The sequence below is a fragment of the Streptomyces siamensis genome, from assembly GCF_039543605.1.
Taxonomy (GTDB): domain Bacteria; phylum Actinomycetota; class Actinomycetes; order Streptomycetales; family Streptomycetaceae; genus Streptomyces; species Streptomyces siamensis.
The window spans coordinates 57301-73888 of the sequence record NZ_BAABKB010000010.1 but is presented as its reverse complement, the minus strand read 5'-3'; the positions used below and the strand labels follow the sequence as shown (position 1 = coordinate 73888).

The 16588-nt window shown below is 70.0% G+C and carries 11 protein-coding genes; 6 read left to right on the top strand and 5 right to left on the bottom strand.

What is annotated here, in order from left to right:
* Positions 1 to 2 precede the first annotated feature (2 nt).
* The 3 genes from eboE to ABEB03_RS16880 all read left to right on the top strand — a co-directional run bounded on the left by eboE (position 3) and on the right by ABEB03_RS16880 (position 3947).
* Positions 3 to 1172, top strand: a complete 1170-nt coding sequence (gene eboE / locus ABEB03_RS16890) for a metabolite traffic protein EboE (protein ID WP_345648920.1) — start codon at positions 3 to 5, stop codon at positions 1170 to 1172.
* Complete coding sequence (locus ABEB03_RS16885; protein ID WP_345648915.1) at positions 1169 to 2596, top strand: nucleotide pyrophosphatase/phosphodiesterase family protein; 1428 nt, start codon at positions 1169 to 1171, stop codon at positions 2594 to 2596. Before eboE ends, ABEB03_RS16885 begins: the two co-directional genes overlap by 4 nt.
* A gap of 193 nt (positions 2597 to 2789) precedes the next feature.
* The gene (locus ABEB03_RS16880; RefSeq protein WP_345648911.1) at positions 2790 to 3947 is read left to right on the top strand and encodes a sugar phosphate isomerase/epimerase family protein; all 1158 of its coding nucleotides are present in this window, start codon (positions 2790 to 2792) and stop codon (positions 3945 to 3947) included.
* 154 nt (positions 3948 to 4101) lie between these two features.
* On the opposite strand, the gene ABEB03_RS16875 is transcribed toward ABEB03_RS16880, so the two are convergent.
* The 5 genes from ABEB03_RS16875 to ABEB03_RS16855 all read right to left on the bottom strand — a co-directional run bounded on the left by ABEB03_RS16875 (position 4102) and on the right by ABEB03_RS16855 (position 12104).
* Entirely contained in the window at positions 4102 to 5505 is a 1404-nt protein-coding gene (locus tag ABEB03_RS16875) for an OFA family MFS transporter (RefSeq protein WP_345648908.1), read from the bottom strand.
* Between the two features lies 1 nt (position 5506).
* Positions 5507 to 6895: an OFA family MFS transporter gene (locus ABEB03_RS16870; protein WP_095937706.1), complete on the bottom strand. Its 1389-nt coding sequence runs from the start codon at positions 6893 to 6895 to the stop codon at positions 5507 to 5509.
* 124 nt (positions 6896 to 7019) lie between these two features.
* Complete coding sequence (locus ABEB03_RS16865; protein ID WP_345648903.1) at positions 7020 to 9164, bottom strand: acetate--CoA ligase family protein; 2145 nt, start codon at positions 9162 to 9164, stop codon at positions 7020 to 7022.
* Between the two features lie 3 nt (positions 9165 to 9167).
* A complete protein-coding gene (gene frc, locus ABEB03_RS16860) occupies positions 9168 to 10397 on the bottom strand; it encodes a formyl-CoA transferase (RefSeq protein WP_345648900.1) in 1230 nt (409 codons plus the stop codon).
* A gap of 12 nt (positions 10398 to 10409) precedes the next feature.
* Positions 10410 to 12104: a thiamine pyrophosphate-binding protein gene (locus ABEB03_RS16855; protein WP_345648897.1), complete on the bottom strand. Its 1695-nt coding sequence runs from the start codon at positions 12102 to 12104 to the stop codon at positions 10410 to 10412.
* A 179-nt stretch (positions 12105 to 12283) separates the two neighbouring features.
* On the opposite strand from ABEB03_RS16855, the gene sucC reads away from it, so the two are divergent.
* From sucC to ABEB03_RS16840, 3 genes are all read left to right on the top strand, one after another.
* The gene (gene sucC / locus ABEB03_RS16850) at positions 12284 to 13414 is read left to right on the top strand and encodes an ADP-forming succinate--CoA ligase subunit beta (RefSeq protein ID WP_345648893.1); all 1131 of its coding nucleotides are present in this window, start codon (positions 12284 to 12286) and stop codon (positions 13412 to 13414) included.
* 11 nt (positions 13415 to 13425) lie between these two features.
* The gene (gene sucD, locus ABEB03_RS16845; RefSeq protein WP_345648890.1) at positions 13426 to 14334 is read left to right on the top strand and encodes a succinate--CoA ligase subunit alpha; all 909 of its coding nucleotides are present in this window, start codon (positions 13426 to 13428) and stop codon (positions 14332 to 14334) included.
* Between the two features lie 614 nt (positions 14335 to 14948).
* The gene (locus ABEB03_RS16840) at positions 14949 to 16514 is read left to right on the top strand and encodes an aldehyde dehydrogenase family protein (RefSeq protein ID WP_345648887.1); all 1566 of its coding nucleotides are present in this window, start codon (positions 14949 to 14951) and stop codon (positions 16512 to 16514) included.
* The last annotated feature ends 74 nt before the right edge of the window (positions 16515 to 16588 follow it).

Below are 16588 nucleotides of genomic sequence, written 5' to 3'. Positions count from 1 at the left end.
CGATGCGCTTCCGCCACCCGGACGGCACCACCGTCCACCTCGCCTACTGCACCAACGTCCACCCCGCCGAAACCCTCGACGGCGTCCTGACACAGCTGCGCGACCACTGCGAGCCGGTGCGCCGCCGCCTGGGCCGGGACCGCCTCGGCATCGGCCTGTGGCTGGCCAGGGACGCCGCCCGCACCCTGGTCACCGACCCGTCCGCACTGCGCGGCCTGCGCACCGAACTCGACCGCCGGGGCCTCGAGGTCGTCACCCTCAACGGCTTCCCGTACGAGGGCTTCGGCGCCGAGGAGGTCAAGTACCGCGTCTACCGGCCGGACTGGGCCGACCCCGAGCGCCTGGTCCACACCACCGACCTGGCCCGCGTCCTCGCCCAGCTGCTGCCCGACGACGTCACCGAGGGCAGCGTCTCCACCCTGCCGCTCGCCTGGCGCACCGTGTACGACGACGAACGCGCACAGGCCGCCCGCACCGCGCTCACCACGCTCGCCGAACGCCTCGACGCGCTGCACGAACTCACCGGCCGCTCCATCCGCGTCGGCCTGGAGCCCGAACCGGGCTGCACCGTCGAGACCACCGCCGACGCCGTGGCCCCGCTCACCGCGATCGGCCACGACCGCATCGGCATCTGCGTCGACACCTGCCACCTCGCCACCTCCTTCGAAGACCCGGACACCGCCCTGGACACGCTGGCCCGAGCCGGCGTCCGCGTCGTCAAGTCCCAGCTCTCGGCCGCCCTGCACGCCGAACACCCCCACCTCCCCGAAGTCCGCAACGCCCTCGCCGCCTTCGACGAACCCCGCTTCCTGCACCAGACCCGCACGCGGACGGCGGCCGGCCTGCGCGGCACCGACGACCTCGGAGAAGCCCTGACGGGCGAGGCCCTGCCCGACGCCGCACCCTGGCGCGCCCACTTCCACGTCCCGCTGCACGCGGCCCCCGCCGCACCCCTCACCTCCACCCTCCCCGTGCTCCGGGCCGCGCTGACCCGCCTCGTCGGCGGCCCGCACCCACTCACCCACCACCTGGAGGTCGAGACCTACACCTGGCAGGCCCTCCCGCCCGAGCTGCGGCCCCGTGCCCGCGCCCAGCTCGCCGACGGCATCGCCGCCGAACTCACCCTCGCCCGCGATCTGTTGACGGACCTCGGCCTCAAGGAGCTGCCGTGACCCAGCCGTCGGTACCGACACCGCAGCCCGAGCACGTGGCCGAGCAGCCCCGTCCCACCCCGCTGCTCGTCCTCGACGTCGTGGGCCTCACCCCCCGTCTCCTCGACCACATGCCGCACCTCAAGGCCCTCGGCCAGTCCGGCTCCCGCGCCCACCTGGGCACCGTGCTGCCCGCCGTGACCTGCGCGGCCCAGTCCACCTTCCTCACCGGCGCCCATCCCAGCGAGCACGGCATCGTCGGCAACGGCTGGTACTTCCGCGAGCTCGGCGACGTACTCCTGTGGCGTCAGCACAACGGCCTGGTGTCCGGGGACAAACTGTGGGACGCCGCCCGGCGCGCACACCCCGGCTACACCGTCGCCAACATCTGCTGGTGGTACGCCATGGGCGCCGACACCGACATCACCGTCACCCCCCGTCCCGTCTACTACGCCGACGGCCGCAAGGAACCCGACTGCTACACCCGGCCGGCCGCCCTGCACGACGAACTCACCGAGCGACTGGGCACCTTTCCCCTCTTCCACTTCTGGGGGCCCGGCGCCGACCTCGTCTCCAGCCGCTGGATCATCGACGCGACCCGTCACGTCAACCGCACCCGGCGGCCGGACCTGACCCTGTGCTACCTCCCTCATCTCGACTACGACCTGCAACGCTTCGGACCCGACGACCCGCGCTCCCTGAAGGCCGCCGCCGACCTCGACGCGGCCGTGGCCCCCCTGCTCGACGACGCGAGGGCCGAGGGCCGCACCGTCGTCGCGCTCTCCGAGTACGGGATCACGCGCGCGGACCGCCCCGTCGACATCAACCGCGCCCTGCGCCGGGCAGGGCTCCTCGAAGTGCACACCCAGGACGGCATGGAGTACCTCGACCCGATGGCATCCCGTGCCTTCGCGGTCGCCGACCACCAGATCGCCCATGTCTACGTGCGGCGCCCAGAGGACATGGAGGCCACGAAGGCGGCGCTGGACGGTCTGCCCGGCATCGAGCGACTCCTCGACGACGAGGGCAAGAAGGCCCACCACCTCGACCATCCGCGCTCCGGGGAACTCGTCGCCGTCGCGGAACCGGACGCCTGGTTCACGTACTACTACTGGCTCGACGACGCCCGCGCGCCCGACTTCGCGCAGCTCGTCGAGATCCACCGCAAACCCGGATACGACCCGGTCGAGCTCTTCATGGATCCCCTCGACCCCTACGTCAAGGTGAAGGCGGCCACGGCGCTGGCACGCAAGAAGCTCGGCATGCGCTACCGCATGGCGGTCGTGCCGCTGGACCCCTCACCTATTCGCGGCAGCCACGGCCGCCTCCCCCTGAGCGACGACGAAGGTCCGCTCATCCTCTGCTCCACCCCCCGCGCAGTCACCGGCCGCGTCGCGGCCACCGAAGTGAAATCCCTGCTGCTCGACCTGGCCGGCCTCACCTGACGAGGCCTCACGAGCCGTGACGAGCGACTACAGAAAGTGAACCACGCGCCACTGACAACGCGTCCCGCGCACTCCTGACGCACGACCGCCGTGCGTCAGGCACGCCCTGCCCGCGGAACGCGGCGATCACGCGCACGAGCAGCAGACCTCCGGCACCCGACCCAGCTGAACACCGACCCGAAAGAGAGACACCGTGACCGCGTTCAACGACGAAACCGGAACCGGCGAGGCCCTGCGCCGCACCCTCGGCGTCAGCCGCCGCCGCTTCCTCAGCACCTGCACCGCCGCCGCGACCGCGGCGATCGCCGCCCCCGTCCTCGGCGCCTCGCCGGCCCTCGCCCAGGAGCGGGGCAGAGGCGGAGACCGGGGCGGCGACGTCCTCGTGCCCGCGGACAAGCGGGGCATCATCCTCTACACCGTCCGTGACGCGACGGGCCGCGACCCGCTCTCCACCGACCTGCCCTCGGGCTTCCGCGAGGTCTTCGCGCAGCTCTCGCGCTTCGGCTACCGGCAGGTGGAGTTCGCCGGATACGGCCAGCACGCCAACGCCCCCGGCGGCGCCAACCTGGAGTCCGTGGAGGGCGCGAAGCTGCTGCGCTCCTGGCTCGACGAGTACGGACTGCGGGCCCAGGGCAACCACGGCTTCATACCGTCGTCCTGGCCCTTCACCACGCCCGACCTGGACACCTTCAAGAAGCACCTGGAAATCGCCAACATCCTCGGCATGGACCACATGGGCACCGGCGGCGACCCCACCGGCAGCGCCTACCGCGCAGACTGGGACGTGGCCGCGGACAAGTGGAACGCGCTCGGCGAGATCGCCCGCCGCGCCGGCCTCAAGCTGTACACCCACAACCACGACGCGGCCTACGGCTTCCTGCTCGACGGGGGCCCGCTGGACGCCCAGGGCCGCCCGACCCGCAGTTCCGGCATCCGCAAGCTGGAGTACTTCCTGAAGATCACCGACCCGAAGGTGGTCTGGCTGGAGATGGACATCTTCTGGGCGCACGTCGCCCAGTACAAGTTCCACACCTACACCGCCCTCGACGGCTCCACCAGGGAGAAGGTCTTCGACCCGGCGGGACTCGTCGTGCGCAACAACAAGCGCTACCCGCTCTTCCACGCGAAGGACGGCACGGTCAACACCACGAACGGCATGGGCTACGACATGGTGCCCTTCGGCACCGGCGTCATCGACTACACCACGTTCTTCTCACGCGTCGGGGCCCGCAACTACCACAACCCGATGGTCGAGCAGGACAACGCCCCGAGCGGCACCGACCCGGCCCAGTCGCTGAACCACGCGAAGATCGGGTACGACAACATCGCGGCCCTGCGCAAGTGCCGCTGACGCACCGGCGTCCCGGCGACGGGCGCCACTGAGCCAGGAGCAGCGCATCAGGCGGCCCTCCCCACGACGCACCATGTGGGGAGGGCCGCCTGATCGGTACCGGCTGCCGTGCTCGTCTCCCGCCCGCCGGCGAGGCCGGCCGGGAGACGGTCCGTCAGCCCGCCGGCTGCGGTGTCGGCGTCAGGACGTCGCTGTCGCGTCCGGGCTGCCTCAGCAGCAGCGCGATCGCCGCCGCCACCATCGAGATGCCGCCGGCCAGCGCGTACGCGCCGTTGTAGCCCCAGGCGGCGACCACCATCGAGCCGAGCCCGCCGCCGAACAGGCCGCTGATCAGCTTGCCGCTGTACACCAGCCCGTAGTTGGTGGCGTTGTAGTTCTCGCCGAAGTAGTCCGGCGTCAGCGCCGCGAACATCGGGTAGAAGGCGCCGCCGCCGAAACCGGAGAGGAAGGCGAAGAACAGGAACAGCCACTCGCTCTTGACGTCGCCCGCCCAGATCACTCCGAACTGCGCGAGCCCCAGGACCACGATGACGAACACCAGGGTCATCTTGCGGCCCCAGGTGTCGGACAGCCAGCCCACGACGGCCCGCCCGATGCCGTTGATGACGGCCATGATGCCCATGGAGGACGCCGCGACCAGTGGACCGAAGCCGACCTCCTTGGCGAAGTCGACCTGGAAGGAGATCCCGAAGATCGACACACCCGCGGTCATGACCAGGGTGATCCACATCAAGGGGAGCACCCCCGACCTGACGGCCTCCTTGGGTGTGTACTGCTTCACCGCGGGAGGGTTCTTGGCCAGGCTGGCGGCCGACTTGGCGTCGCCGCCGTGGGTCAGCGGGTCGATGTCGTCGGGCCACCAGTTCTTCGGCGGGTCCTTGAAGAAGAACGCGCAGGACAGCACGACGATCATCACGTAGCACCCGATGAGGTCCAGGACGCGGTGGTAGTTCCCGGTGTCGAACGCGTAGTTGAAGATGAAGATGAACGGCAGGGAGCCGTAGGCGAATCCGCCGTTGACGAAGCCTGTCCGGGCGCCCCGGCGCTCCGGGAACCACTTGCCGACCATGTTGATGCAGGTCGCGTAGACGAGGCCGGAGCCGATGCCACCGATGACACCGAAACCGAGGATCGCCAGGAGGACGTTGCTCAGGTGCGAGAGGGCGAGGAAGCCGATCACGCACATGCCGGCGCCGAGGTACATCGCCTTGCGGGCGGTGAGGATCCCCTTCTCCCGCATCCAGCCCGCGGGGAAGGCGACGCCCGCCTGGAAGAAGACCCAGACGCTGAGGATCCAGAAGGTGTTGCTCTGCGTCCAGCCGTGCGCGTGGGACAGGGTGTCCTCGGCGGAGCCGTACGCGTACTCGAAGACGCTGATGGCCATCATGGCGACCCACGGGAGGTACACCATGAACTTGCGGGAGTGTCCGAGGATGTCCCGGTCCGTCTCGCCGATCCGGTAGACGCGGCCCCGGGCGTCGGTGACTTCACGGTACGAGCGGTTCGAGGCGCCGGCGTCGGCCGGTGAGCCCTGTGCGGCGATGCGTTCCGTCGTCATGTCACGCCATCTCCTCGCCGAGCGGTTGCGGGTTGGGGACGATGCCGCGGGCCCTGGGGCGGCCCGGGGACTTCAGGAAGAGCGCCAGCACGGCGGAGGCCAGGCCGATGGAGCCCGCGAGCACGAACGCGCCGTGGTAGTCCCAGGCGCCCACGACGACCGCGCCCATGCCCGAGCCGACGAGGCCCGAGATCAGCTTCGAGCTGTAGACCATGCCGTAGTTGGAGGCGTTGTTGTTCTCGCCGAAGTAGTCCGCCGTCATGGCCGCGAACAGCGGGAAGATCGCCCCGCCGCCGAAGCCGGAGACCATGGAGCAGAACAGGAAGAACGGCATGCTGCCCATCTGGCCGGAGACGAGCACACCGAACTGCGCGGAGCCGAGCACCAGACACACGATGATCAGTGTGTTGCGGCGCCCGAAGCGGTCGGAGATCCAGCCGATCACGCCGCGACCGGTTCCGTTGACGATGGCCTTCAGGGACATCGCCGTGGCGACGATCCCTCCGGCGAAACCCATGTCCTTGCCGAACGGCACCTGGAAGGCGATGCCGAAGATGTTGATCCCCGCGGTGCACAGCAGACAGAACCACATCATCCACAGAACGGGGGTACGGGCGGCCTCCCTCGGGGTGTACTGCTTGACGGCCGGCGGGTTCTTCTCCAGTGCCCGCCGGATCTTCGGGTCGTCGGACACCTTGAGCGGGTCCACGTGCGGCGGCCACCAGCCCTTGGGCGGATCCTTGAAGAACCAGCCCGCGAAGGCGACCACGGCGCAGCAGATCAGGCCGACCGAGATGAGGACGCCCTGGTAGTTGCTGAGGTCCATGTAGGAGGTGAACAGGAAGACGAACGGCACCGAGCCGTAGGCGAAACCGCCGTTGACCAGGCCGGTCTTGCCGCCCTTGCGCTCCGGGTACCACTTGCCGACCATGTTCACGCAGGTCGCGTAGACGAAGCCGGCGCCGATGCCGCTGAACATGCCGAAGCCGATGTAGGCGACGGTGACATGCGGTGCGAACGCGAGCGAGAGATATCCCAGGATCGTGCCGAGCGCGCCGAGGAACATGGCGTACCGCGCGGGCAGCCGCCCGCTCTCGCGCAGTTGCCCGGCGGGGAAGGCGACGGCGGCCTGGAAGAAGACCCAGACGCCCATCAGCCAGAAGATGTGCCCACTGCTCCACAGATGGGCGTCGTGCAGGGTGTCCTCGGCGGATGTGAACGCGTACTCCGAGGAACTGATGCCCAGCATCCCCATCCAGGGGAAGAGCACCATGGTCCAGCGTGGTCGCCCCATGATGTCGCGGTCGGTCTCACCGATGCGGTAAAGGCGGCCGTTGCGATCCGTCACCTCCCTGTAGGGGACGGACGTAGATAGGTCGGCGGTAGTCATGTCGGATCAGCACCCCTTGCGTCGAAAGATCTGGCCAGCGCCCCCTGTCCAAATGCCTTTCGTGTGCGCACGGGTCCTGGGGGCGGCCGACGCGCACCGTCGACCGCCCCCGCGCTCGGTCACCTCATGAACCGCCCCCCAACAGCCCCGCCGAGCGCGCCCAGCGGTACTTCGCGCCGAGGACGGCCACCGGCCTCTCGGTCGTGTACGGGTAGGCCACCACCCCGCGCTCGTAGAGGTACTGGCAGGCCTCCTCCACCTCGACGTCGCCCGCGAGCGACGCGACGACGGGCTTCTCGATGCCCCGCTCGCGGAATTCGGCCACCACGCGCGCGGTGAGCTCGGCGAACACCATGGGCGGGGTCACGATGGTGTGCCAGTAGCCGAGGACGAGCGCGTGGATGCGCGGGTCCTCCAGGCCCAGGCGGATCGTCGCCTCGTACGTCGACGGCGGCTCGCCGCCCGTGATGTCGACGGGGTTGCCCGCGGCTCCGAACGGCGGGATGAACTTCCGGAACGCCGCGTCGAGGTCCGACGGGATCTCCATCAGGGACAGGCCGTTGTCGGTGACGGCGTCCGAGAGCAGCACACCGCTGCCGCCCGCGCCGGTGATGATCACGACGTTGTCGCCCTTGGGGGCGGGGAGCACCGGCAACGCGCGCGCGTACTCCAGCATGTCGTTCAGGCCGGGCGCCCGGATGACGCCGGCCTGCCGCAGGATGTCGTCGTACACGGCGTCGTCGCCGGCGAGTGCCCCGGTGTGCGAGCCCGCCGCCTTCGCCCCGGCCGCGGTACGGCCCGCCTTGAGCACCACGACCGGCTTCTTCGGGACCGTCGCGCGGGCGGCCTCCACGAAGGCACGTCCGTCCTTGAGGTCCTCCAGGTGCATCGCGATGCACTCGGTGTGCGGATCCTCGCCGAACCAGGTGAGCAGGTCGTCCTCGTCCAGGTCCGACTTGTTGCCGAGCCCGACGATCGCGGAGACGCCGGTCTTCGTCGTGCGGGCGAACCCGAGGATGGCCATGCCGATGCCGCCGGACTGCGAGGTGAGCGCGACGCCGCCCTTCACGTCGTAGGGGGTGCAGAACGTGGCGCACAGGTCCTGCCACGTCGAGTAGTAGCCGTAGATGTTGGGGCCGAGGAGCCGGATGCCGTGCCGTTCGGCGATGGCTACGATCTCGTCCTGGAGCTCCTGCTCGCCGGTCTCCGCGAAGCCCGAGGGGATCAGTACGGCGTTGGGGATCCCCTTGCGTCCCACCTCCTCCAGGGCCGAGGCCACGAACTTGGCGGGGATCGCGAAGACCGCCACATCCACCTCACCGGGAACGTCCGTGACACTCTTGTACGCCTTGCGGCCCAGAATGTCATCGGCCTTGGGGTTCACCGGATGGATCTCCCCGGAGAAGCCGCCGTCGACGAGGTTGCGCATGACCGAATTGCCGATCTTGCCTTGTTCGTTGGAGGCGCCGATCACGGCGACCGACGACGGCTGCATCAGCCGGCGCATCGAGGTGAGGATCTCCTCGCGGCCGTACTTGCGGCGCTCCTTGGGAGCCCCGTCCGCGAGGATCACGCGGATGTCCGCGGCGACGGCACCCTCCGGAGTGGCGATCACCGGGTTGAGGTCCACCTCGGCTATCTCCGGGAAGTCCGCCACGAGTTCGGAGACCCGGCGGATCTGCTCCGCGATCGCCCACCGGTCCACCGCCGGGGCGCCGCGCACCCCGCGCAGGATCTCCGCCGAGCGGATGGAGTCGAGCATCGACAGCGCCTCGTCGGCGTCCACGGGGGCGAGGCGGAAGGTCACGTCCTTGAGGACCTCGACCAGCACTCCGCCCAGCCCGAAGGCGACGACCTTCCCGAACGTCGGGTCGGTGACCGCGCCGACGATGACCTCCTGGCCCTTCGGGAGCAGTTCCTGCACCTGGACACCGTCGATACGGGCCTGCGGGTCGTACGCCCGCGCGTTCTCGACGATCCTGTGGAAGGCCGCCCGTACGTCCGCCGCGCCCTGCACGCCGACGATCACGCCGCCGGCGTCGGTCTTGTGCAGGATGTCGGGGGAGACGATCTTCATCACGACGGGCCCGCCGAAGCGCGCCGCGCAGGCCACCGCCTCGTCGACGTCCGTCGCGAGCTCCTCGCCGGGGACGGCGATCGCGTACGCGTCGGCGATCACCTTTCCCTCGGGCGCGGTGAGCGCGTTCCTGCCCTCGGCCCGCACGGCGTCGAGGAGCGTGCGCACCCTCAGCACCCGGTCTTCGGCCATCAATCAGATCACTCCGTTCGACTTGAGCAGGCGCAGTTCCTCGTCGCCGAGACCGAGCTCGCCGATGTAGACCTCTTCGTTGTGCTCGCCGAGCAGCGGTGAACTGGTCACGTCCACGGGGGAGTCGGAGAGCTTCAGCGGGCTGCCCACCGTGGTGAACTCGCCGCGCTGCGGGTGCGGCACCGTCACGACCATCTCGTTGGCGACCAGCGACTCGTCCTCGATGATCTCCCTGGTCGACAGGATCGGACCGCAGGGGATGTTGTGGGCGTTCAGCTTCTCCAGCACCTCCCACTTGGGGAGGGTGGACGACCACTCCTCGATGAGCTGGAACATCTTGTTCAGCTGGGGCAGCCGGGCCTCGGGGGTGGCCCACTCGGGGTCGTCCGCCAGCTCGGGGCGTCCGATGAGTTCGCTGATCGGCTTCCAGCCGACGGGCTGCACGATGACGTACACGTAGTCGTTGGGCCCGCCCGGCGCGCACTTGACGGCCCAGCCCGGCTGCCCGCCGCCCGACGCGTTCCCGGACCGGGGAACCTCGTCGCCGAAGTCCTCGTTGGGATATTCGGCGAGCGGGCCGTGCGTCAGGCGCTGCTGATCGCGCAGCTTCACCCGGCAGAGGTTGAGCACGGCATGCTGCATGGCGACGTTGACCCGCTGGCCACGCCCGGTGTTCTCCCGCTGGAACAGCGCCGCGAGAATCCCCGCCACGGCGTGGACGCCCGTGCCCGAGTCACCGATCTGGGCCCCCGTCGCCAGCGGCGGTCCGTCCTCGAAACCGGTGGTCGACATCGACCCGCCCATGGCCTGCGCGACGACCTCGTACGCCTTGAAGTTGGTGTACGGACCGTCCCCGAACCCCTTGATGGAGGCATAGACGATACGGGGATTGATCTCCTGGATGCGGTCCCAGGTGAAGCCCATGCGGTCGACCGCGCCGGGGCCGAAGTTCTCGACCATGACGTCGGAGCGCCGGATCAGTTCGGTGAGGATCTCCTTGCCGCGCTCGGTCTTGGTGTTGAGGGTGATGCTCCGCTTGTTGCAGTTGAGCATCGTGAAGTAGAGGGAGTCGACGTCCGGGAGGTCGCGCAGCTGTTTGCGCGTGATGTCGCCGGTCGGCGCCTCCAGCTTGACGACGTCCGCGCCCAGCCAGGCCAGGAGCTGGGTCGCGGAGGGCCCGGACTGGACGTGCGTCATGTCGAGGACTCGGATGCCTTCGAGAGCCTTGGTCATGGCCGGGTCACCTCACTTGTACATCGTCTGGTTCATGGTTCCGGGGGCGTACGCGTCCGGGTCGACCCAGACGTTGATCAGCGACGGCTTGCCCGACTCGCGGGCGCGCCGCAGGGCGGGGCCGATGTCGGCGGGGTCGCGGACCTCCTCGCCGTGACCGCCCAGCATCTGGGCGAACTTGTCGTACTGGACGTCGCCGAGGGTGTTGCCGACCCGTTCGCGCTCCAGGCCGTACTTCTGGGCCTGGCCGTAGCGGATCTGGTTCATCGAGGAGTTGTTGCCGACGATGCCGACGAACGGGAGGTCGTAGCGGACGAGGGTCTCGAAGTCCCAGCCGGTCAGGGAGAAGGCGCCGTCGCCGAAGAGGGCGACGACCTCCTTGTCGGGCCGGGCCTTCTTGGCCGCGAGCACGAAGGGGATGCCGACGCCGAGCGTGCCGAGCGGTCCCGGATCCATCCAGTGGCCCGGCGACTTGGGCTGTACGACCTGCCCGGAGAAGGTGACGATGTCGCCGCCGTCGCCGATGTAGATCGAGTCCTCGGTGAGGAAGTCGTTGATCTCGCTCACCAGCCGGTACGGGTGGATGGGTGAGGCGTCGGACTTCAGGCTGGGCAGCCGCTTCTCGATCGCGGTCTGCTCGGCGGCCCGCAGTTCGTCCAGCCACTCCTTGCGCTTGGACGCCCCGCCGTTGATCCGGCCGGAGGCCGCTTCGGTCACCGACTTCAGGATCAGTCCGGCGTCGCCGACGATGCCCAGGTCGACGTCGCGGTTCTTGCCGACGGTCCGGTAGTCGAGGTCGATCTGCACGACGGTCGCGTCCGGCGACAGCCGCTTGCCGTAGCCCATGCGGAAGTCGAAGGGCGTGCCGACGATGACGATGACGTCGGCGTTGGAGAACGCGTAGCGGCGGGAGAGCTGGAAGTGGTGCGGGTCGCCGGGCGGCAGCGTGCCGCGGCCGGCGCCGTTCATGTAGGCGGGGATGTTCAGGGTGCGCACGAGGTCGATCGCGGACTCGGTGCCGCGGGTCGTCCAGACCTGACCGCCCAGCAGGATCGCCGGCTTCTCGGCGTGCACGAGCAGATCGGCGAGCTTCTCGATCGCCTCGGGCTCGCCGGCCGAGCGGGTCGAGGCACGGTAGCGGCCGGCCGCGGGGATACGGGCCTTCTCCAGGGGCACCTTCGCGTCCAGGACGTCCCGTGGGATCTCCAGGAAGGAAGGGCCGGGCGCCCCGTGGTAGCACTCACGGAACGCCATCGACACCATGTCGGCGGCGCGCGCGGTGTCCGGCACCGTCGCGGCGAACTTGGTGATCGGCGTCATCATGTCGACGTGCGGCAGGTCCTGGAGGGACCCCATCTTGTGCTGGGTGTGGGCTCCCTGACCGCCGATCAGGAGCATCGGGGACTCGGCGCGGAAGGCGTTGGCGACGCCGGTCACCGCGTCGGTGGTCCCGGGACCCGCCGTGACCACGGCGCATCCCGGCTTGCCGGTGATGCGCGCGTAACCGTCGGCGGCGTGGGCGGCGACCTGCTCGTGGCGTACGTCGACGACCTCGATGCCCTCGTCGACGCAGCCGTCGTAGATGTCGATGATGTGGCCGCCGCAGAGGGTGTAGATGACCTCCACACCCTCGGCTTTGAGTGCCTTGGCGACCAGGTGCCCACCGGAGATGAAGGTCGTGTTGGTGTCGCTGCTGCCGTCGGGCATGGCGAAGTCCTGTCCCTTCGTAGGGGGTTGGAACGCTCTCGCGGTACATTGCATACAGTCGACGAATACTGTATGAAGCTTGTTATCCCGCATCCGGTGGGTGGTGTCCAGGGGGCGTGCGGCACTTTTCGAAGGCCTGGGGGTCGCTCCCCAGATGACTCAGCAGACAGGAGCCGGGAATGGACCTGTACGAGCACCAGGCAAGGGAACTCTTCGAGGAATACGGCATCTTGGTACCGAGGGCCGAGGTCACGGACTCGCCCAAGGAGGCGCGCGAGATCGCCCGCAGGCTCGGCGGCCGCGTGGTCGTCAAGGCTCAGGTGAAGACCGGAGGACGCGGCAAGGCGGGCGGCGTGAAACTCGCCGCGGACCCCGCGGCCGCCGAACTGACGGCACGCCAGATCCTCGGCATGGACATCAAGGGCCACACCGTCCGCAAGGTGATGCTGGCCCAACCCGTCGACATCGAGACCGAGTTCTACGTCGGCTACGTCCTCGACCGCGCCGCCGGGCGCTTCCTCGCGATCGCCTCCGCCGAGGGCGGCATGGAGATCGAGGAGGTCGCCGCGACCAGGCCCGAGGCCGTGGCCCGCGTCGCGATCGATCCCGCCGAGGGCGTCACCTCGGCCAAGGCCGCCCACATCGCGCAGGCGGCCGGTCTGCCACCGCAGACGGTGGACGTCCTCGTGCGGCTCTGGGAGGTGCTCACCCGTGAGGACGCCGTCCTGGTGGAGGTCAACCCGCTCGTGCGGACCGCCCAGGGACAGATCCTCGCACTGGACGGCAAGGTCACGCTGGACGACAACGCCCGCTTTAGGCAGTCGCGTTGGGGCGAGCAGGACACCGCGCACGACGACCCGCTGGAGGCGGCAGCCGCAGCCAAGGGCCTCAACTACGTGAAGCTGGACGGCGAGGTCGGCATCATCGGCAACGGCGCGGGACTGGTCATGTCGACGCTGGACGTCGTCGCCGGCTGCGGAGCCCGTCCCGCCAACTTCCTCGACATCGGCGGCGGAGCCTCCGCCCGGGTCATGGCGGACGGCCTGTCCGTCGTCCTCTCCGACCCCTCGGTGAAATCCGTCTTCGTCAACGTCTTCGGCGGCATCACCGCCTGCGACGCCGTCGCCGACGGCATCGTGCAGGCCCTGGAGAGCGTGCGGTTGACCAAACCGCTCGTGGTGCGGCTCGACGGCAACAACGCCGTACGCGGCAGGGCCGTCCTCGACGAACGCGCACATCCCCTGGTCGAACAGGCCACCACCATGGACGGCGCCGCGCGCCGAGCCGCCCAACTCGCCGTCGCCAGCTGAAGGAGCCGGACATGGCCATCTTTCTCACCAAGGAGTCCAAGGTCCTCGTCCAGGGCATGACCGGCGGCGAGGGCATGAAGCACACCCGGCGGATGCTCGCGGCCGGCACGGACGTGGTCGGCGGTGTCAACCCTCGCAAGGCGGGCCGGACCGTCGACTTCGACGGCCGTGCCGTACCGGTCTTCGGCTCGGTGTCCGAGGGCATCGAGGCGACCGGCGCCGACGTCAGCGTCGTCTTCGTGCCCCCCGCCTTCGCCAAGGCCGCCGTCATGGAGGCGGCCGACGCGGGCATCGGACTCGCCGTCGTGATCACCGAGGGCATCCCGGTCCACGACTCCGTGGCCTTCCACGCCTACGCCACCGTACGCGGCACCCGCGTCGTCGGCCCCAACTGCCCCGGCCTGATCACCCCGGGGCAGGCCAACGCGGGCATCATCCCCTCCGACATCACCAAGCCCGGCCGGATCGGCCTGGTCTCCAAGTCGGGCACCCTCACCTACCAGCTCATGTACGAGCTCCGCGACATCGGGTTCTCGACCTGCGTCGGCATCGGGGGCGATCCCGTCGTCGGCACCACCCACATCGACTGCCTCGCCGCCTTCCAGGACGACCCCGACACCGAACTCGTCGTCCTCATCGGCGAGATCGGCGGCGACGCCGAGGAACGGGCCGCCGCGTACATCCGCGACCACGTGACCAAGCCCGTCATCGGCTACATCGCCGGATTCACCGCGCCCGAGGGCAAGACGATGGGCCACGCGGGAGCGATCGTGTCCGGCTCGTCGGGCACCGCGCAGGCGAAGAAGGAGGCACTGGAGGCGGCCGGGGTGCGCGTGGGGGGCACACCCACCGAGACCGCCCGCCTGGTGCTGGCGCGCCTGGAAGAGCGCGTGACGTCACTCATAGTCGACGCGAGGTGACTGTCGGAAACGGGGCGGCGTCACTACCGTCCTGAAGCAGACGGTCTCATCTACTGTCCTGAAGAAGTACGCGACCACGCCCTCCCGACCAGACATGCGGCCACCGTCCCGCACGGAGCCGGAGCACGGGACCACCGTCCCGTACGGCTCGGCGCACCCGACCACCGTCGGTACGGGGCGACGTGCGTGACCGACCTCCAGGTACGTCGTCGCCCCGTGCGACAACGAGCCGGGCACGTCGTCGTCGTGCGCGACCGCGGGCCCGCAGGACGTCGGCCCGCGCGACCGCGCGACGACGACCGTCCGGCGCCGGCCCGCGCGACGGCGACAACCGTCCGGCGCCGACGCACACGACCACACGTCCGTAAGACCACGACCACACGTCCGTAAGACATCGACGAGCGTCACCACCCGCCCGCGCGACAACAACGAGCGTCACCGATCGCCCGTACGGCACCGGCCCGCGCGACCACCCGGACCGTCGGAACCGACAGCCACGCGCGCCCGTCCGGTACGCCGACCGGCACGACCCACGGGCCGAGCCACCCTCTTCGGCCCCGCCGGGCCGGCCACGCCCCCCGCCCCCGACTGTGCACCGAGAGCGGAGACACCCCATGGCAATCCACCACGACACCTCCCCGCCCCAGACCCTCACCCTCAAGTCCGGCACCTCCTGGACCGACGCGTGGCAGCGATGCCTCGCCGTCGCCCCCGAGGCGTTCCGCGACGACCGGGTGCTCAACCTCTGGAACGCGGCATGGCAGGCGGACGGCCGCGCGCTGCCCGCCTCCAGCCCCGTGGACCAGAGCCCCATCGCGGGCCCGCCGCGACTGGACGGCGCCACGGCTCAGCGAGCGGTGCGCGCCGCCCTCGACCAGCACCGCGCCTGGCGCCATGTGCCGCTCGCCGAGCGGAGCGCCCGCGTCGCGGCGACCCTCGACGCGCTCACCGAACACCGGGAACTGCTCGCCCTCCTGCTCGTCTGGGAGATCGGCAAGCCCTGGCGGCTCGCCCAGGCGGACGTGGACCGGGCGATCGACGGCGTGCGCTGGTACGTCGACGGCATCGAGCCCATGGTGGCCGGCCGCGCCCCGCTCGAAGGCCCCGTCTCCAACATCGCCAGCTGGAACTACCCGATGAGCGTGCTCGTCCACGCCATGCTGGTGCAGGCACTGGCGGGCAACGCGGTCATCGCCAAGACCCCGACCGACGGCGGTGTCGCCTGCCTCACCCTGGCCTGCGCGCTCGCGGCACGGGAGGGGATCCCCGTCATCCTCGTCAGCGGCAGCGGAGGCGAGCTGTCCGAGGCGCTGGTGCGGGCACCCGAGATCGGCTGCGTCTCCTTCGTCGGCGGCCGGGACACCGGCGCCGCCGTGGCCACCGCCGTCGCCGACCTCGGCAAGCGGCACGTGCTCGAACAGGAAGGACTCAACACCTGGGGAATCTGGAACTACACCGACTGGGACGCGCTGGCGGCCGTGGTCCCCAAACTCTTCGACTACGGCAAGCAGCGCTGCACCGCCTACCCGCGCTTCGTCGTCCAGCGCGCCCTGTTCGACGAGTTCCTCGCCGCGTACCTGCCGGCCGTCCGTACCCTGCGGGTCGGTCACCCGCTCGCCGTCGCGCAGCGCGACGACCCGTACCCCACCCTGGACTTCGGCCCCGTCATCAACGCGGCGAAGGCCAAGGAGCTCGACGACCAGGTCGCCGAGGCCATCGACCGGGGAGCCGTCCCGCTGCACCGCGGCAGCCTGTCCGACGCCCGCTTCCTGCCCGGCCAGGACACCTCGGCGTATGTCCAGCCGGTCACGCTCCTCAACCCGCCGCCGTCCTCGCCGCTGCACCACGCGGAGCCCTTCGGACCGGTCGACACCATCGTCCTCGTGGACACCGAGGCCGAACTCCTCGCCGCCATGAACGCCTCCAACGGCGCGCTCGTCGCCACCCTGTCGACGGACGACGAGGCGACGTACGAACGGCTCGCGCCGCAGGTCCGGGCCTTCAAGGTCGGGCAGAGCAAGCCGCGCTCGCGCGGTGACCGGGACGAGCTGTTCGGCGGATTCGGGGCGTCATGGCGCGGCGCGTTCGTGGGCGGCGAACTGCTGGTGCGCGCGGTCACGCAGGGACCCGCGGGGGAGCGGCTGCCCGGCAACTTCCCGGACTACCACCTCATGCCGTGACGGCCCGCCGTCTCCTGACGTGACCCTGCCGCCCGCTCGTGCGAGGGCTCCCCTCGTGAGGTGAGTTCTCGACG